General features: G+C 62.9%; 3 protein-coding genes. 1 reads left to right on the top strand and 2 read right to left on the bottom strand.

The genetic code is table 11. From position 1 onward, the window contains the following. Both AC4FAH_RS02410 and grpE read right to left on the bottom strand, forming a co-directional pair. A partial coding sequence (locus AC4FAH_RS02410; protein WP_490245607.1) for an Hsp70 family protein occupies positions 1-1,025 on the bottom strand: 1,025 nt, incomplete at its 3' end. A 203-nt stretch (positions 1,026-1,228) separates the two neighbouring features. Continuing rightward, complete coding sequence (gene grpE, locus AC4FAH_RS02405) at positions 1,229-1,852, bottom strand: nucleotide exchange factor GrpE (protein ID WP_043333357.1); 624 nt, start codon at positions 1,850-1,852, stop codon at positions 1,229-1,231. Positions 1,853-2,228: 376 nt separating this feature from the next. Between grpE and recN the strand changes: the two genes are divergently transcribed. Further along, on the top strand, positions 2,229-3,899 hold the full coding sequence (gene recN / locus AC4FAH_RS02400; protein WP_043333355.1) for a DNA repair protein RecN: 1,671 nt from the start codon (positions 2,229-2,231) through the stop codon (positions 3,897-3,899). Positions 3,900-3,910: the final 11 nt, after the last annotated feature.

Raw genomic sequence — 3,910 nt, 5'->3', positions numbered from 1 at the left:
CCACCGACCAGGATGACGTCGTCGATCTCGGAGGCGGACAGGCCGGCGTCGGACAGCGCGGTCTGGCACGGCTTCAGGGAGCGTGCGACCAGGTCGTCGACCAGAGACTCGAGCTTGGAACGGGTCACCTTGACGTTCAGGTGCTTCGGACCGGTGTTGTCAGCCGTGATGTACGGCAGGTTCACGTCGGTCTGCTGAGCGCTGGACAGCTCGATCTTGGCCTTCTCGGCAGCTTCCTTCAGACGCTGCATGGCGAGGTTGTCGCCGGACAGATCGATACCGCTGTCTGCCTTGAACTGGTCAACCAGGTAGTTGATCAGGTGCATGTCGAAATCTTCACCACCCAAGAAGGTGTCGCCGTTGGTGGCGAGCACTTCGAACTGGGTCTCACCGTCGACGTCGGCGACTTCGATGATGGAGATATCGAAGGTACCGCCGCCCAGGTCGTAGACCGCGATGGTCTTGTCACCACGAGACTTGTCCATGCCGTAGGCGAGGGCTGCGGCAGTCGGCTCGTTGATGATGCGCTTGACGTCGAGACCCGCGATGCGGCCGGCGTCCTTGGTCGCCTGACGCTGGGAATCGTTGAAGTAGGCCGGCACGGTGATGACGGCTTCGGTGACTTCTTCACCGAGGTAGTCTTCCGCGGTCTTCTTCATCTTCTTGAGGATTTCCGCACTGATCTGCGGCGGTGCCATCTTCTTGTCTTTCACCTGCACCCAGGCGTCACCGTTGTCGGCTTCGACAATCTTGTACGGCACCATCTTGATGTCTTTCTGAACCACATCATCCTTGAACTTGCGACCGATCAGGCGCTTGACCGCGAAGAGGGTGTTCTCCGGGTTGGTCACTGCCTGACGCTTGGCCGACTGGCCGACCAGAATCTCGTTGTCGTCGGTGTAAGCGATGATGGACGGTGTGGTGCGACCGCCTTCAGCGTTTTCGATGACCTTGGTTTTCTCGCCGTCGAGCACTGCCACACAGGAGTTGGTAGTACCCAAGTCAATACCGATGATGCGTCCCATAATCGTATACCTCGAATCTGTTGCTAGCCTGAAAGATAAGTCTGGATGTCGGCACCTTGTGTCGGTGCCTGAACTTGTTTCTCTAGATGGGGTCGCGTGTCAGGGTTTCAAGACCCGGCCGGGCAAATTTTCCCGGGCCGGATCGCCCTGAGCCCCCACAGGGCGCGATCCAACGCCTATCGGGCGTCGGGAGCGCGCAGGCCTCAGGAGGCCTTGCTGACTGCCACCATCGCCGGACGCACCAGGCGACCATTGAGGGTGTAACCCTTCTGCATCACGTCGATGACGCTGTTCGGCTCCGCGTCCGGGGACGGCACCATGGCGACAGCCTGATGGTATTCCGGATCGAAGGGCTCGCCGTGCGGATCCAGCTGCTCGACGCCTGACTTGTTCAGGGCATCCAGCTGCATTTTCAAGGTCATCTCGATGCCTTCGACGTGGGTCTTGGCCGCTTCGTCACCCGACATGGATTCCAGTGCCTTCTCGAGGGAATCCACCACCGGCAGCATTTCCTTGACGAACTTCTCCAGCGCGAACTTGCGCGCCTTCTCGGCGTCCTGCTCGGCACGACGGCGCGCGTTCTGCGCATCGGCAGCCGCACGCAGCGCCTGGTCCTTGGCTTCCTTGACGGCCTGCTCAAGCTCTTCGACCTGGGCGGCCAGCATCTCGGCTTCCGGGTTGTCCACCAGAGAGCCTTCGGCGCCGGTATCGTCGGCATCCAGTACGTTGTCGATCACTTCACCTTCCGGCGTTTCCGGCTGCGGCTCGGCATCGCGAGCGGCACGCTGAAGCTCTTCATCCATCGGGGTCTGCGGGTCCTGAGCCATGCTGATCTCCTGCGGGCCGGCGTCTATGCGCCATTGCCCTGATTCGTGGCCTGCTGAGCTTGTCGCGAAGCATCACGCGCACTGGCTGACAGACAGGCCATGAGTTGCCTTGAGAGGCAGCAAGGCCAGGCCATTGCTGCCGACTGAAAGTGTCAGTGCCTCTATATGGGGACAGCACATCGCTTCTCAAGCCTTGCCGCGGGCTTTTCTCCCCACTGAGTCCGGCATGGATTGAAGGCCACCCGAACGTGCTGTATAAAAAGCCATGTTCACTGTATAAACATACTGTATGGCGACACCGTAGCCCGCCCATCGAGTCCGGGTCCGCTGATGTTCTCCCAGCACGGCGTACGTCAAAGCCCCCTCGGAGGTAGTCATGCTGCTGCAACTCGCCATCCAAGATTTTGCCATCGTCGAAACGCTGGAACTCGATTTCCGCCGCGGCATGACCGCCATCACCGGCGAGACCGGTGCCGGCAAGTCCATCCTGCTCGGCGCCCTCGGCCTGTGTCTGGGCGAGCGTGCCGATGCCGGCAGCGTGCGCCATGGCGCCGACCGCGCCGACCTCATCGCGCGTTTCGATATCAGTGAGCTTGGCGACGCCCGTCAGTGGCTGGATGAGCGCGAACTGGGCAGCGACGACTGCCTGCTGCGTCGCGTCATCACCGCCAGCGGCCGCTCCAAGGCCTGGATCAACGGCACGCCCTGCACCATCACCGACCTGCGCGAGCTGGGCGAGCACCTGATCGACATCCACTCCCAGCACGCCCATCACTCCCTGCTCAAGGAAGAGACGCATCTGCGTCAGCTCGACGAATATGCGGGCCTGGAGACTCAGGCTGCCCAGTTGCGCGAGGACTTCCGTCACTGGCAGGAGGCGCATCGTCGCCTCAAGCGCATGAGCAATGATGGCGATGAGGTGCGTGCACGTCGCCAGCTGCTGCGCTATCAGGTCGAGGAGCTCGATGAACTGGCGCTGTGCGAAGGGGAGCTGGAAGCCCTGGAACAGGAGCAGGAAACGCTGGCCAATGCCGAGCAGATTCTGGCCGAGGCGCAGTCCGCCGCCGAATGCTGTGATCACGACGAAGAAGGTGCGCTGCCACGCCTCAACCAGGCCCTGGCACGTCTGGCGCATCTGCCGGGCAACGAGCATGGCTCACTGGCCAGTGCGCTGGGCATGCTCGAGGAAGCGCGCATCCAGATAGAAGAAGCGGCGCGTGAATTGCATCGGTTCGTGGAAGTCACCGAACTCGATCCCGAGCGTCTCGCCTTCGTCGATGAGCGCCTGAGCCGCATTCACCAGATCGCGCGCAAGCATCATGTGATGCCGGACGAGCTGCATGGCCTTCATCAGCGTCTGAGCGAAGAACTCGACGGCCTGGGTGGCGATGAGGAGGCCATCGAAGCCTTGCGGGAAGAAGTGGCTCAGCGTCGCGAGGCCTGGAAGGGGCTGGCGAGTGAGGTGAGCGCCAAACGCGCCACTGCCGCCCCGCAACTGGCCAGCGACATCCAGGACCAGCTGGCCTTCCTCGGCATGGGCAAGGCCACCTTCGAGGTCGCCATCGAGGCGCGGGAGCGCCCGCAGCCGGAAGGCATGGAGCGTATCCACTTCCGCATCAGCGCCAACCCGGGCCAGCCGCCACGTGCGCTGGCCAAGGTCGCCTCCGGCGGCGAGCTCTCGCGTGTGTCACTGGCGATCCAGGTCGTGGCCGCCAGTCGCTCGACCATCCCCAGCCTGGTCTTCGATGAAGTCGATGTCGGCATCTCCGGCGCCACCGCCGAGATCGTCGGCCAGCTGCTGCGTCGCCTGGGCGACAAGGGCCAGGTGCTGACCGTCACGCACCTGCCGCAGGTCGCCGCACAGGCGCATCAGCACCTGCATATAGAGAAGCAGGCCGAGAAGGACACGACCCGCACCCACATGGCGCTGCTGGATGAAAGCGGCCGCGTGCGCGAGCTGGCACGCATGCTGGGCGGCATTCATCTCTCCGAGCAGACCCTCGCCCATGCCCGCGAGATGCTGGGCGCTGCCGACAGCCGCCACTGAGCGCTGTCGTC

The sequence above is a fragment of the Cobetia sp. genome, from assembly GCF_983723665.1.
Note: the sequence above shows the minus strand (reverse complement) of the source record. Positions and strands in the feature narration are given on the sequence as shown.

Bases quoted from the DNA above. Each gene is read 5' to 3' on its own strand.
- grpE (WP_043333357.1), bottom strand. From the start codon at position 1,852: ATGGCTCAGGACCCGCAGACCCCGATGGATGAAGAGCTTCAGCGTGCC.
- recN (WP_043333355.1), top strand. From the start codon at position 2,229: ATGCTGCTGCAACTCGCCATCCAAGATTTTGCCATCGTCGAAACGCTG.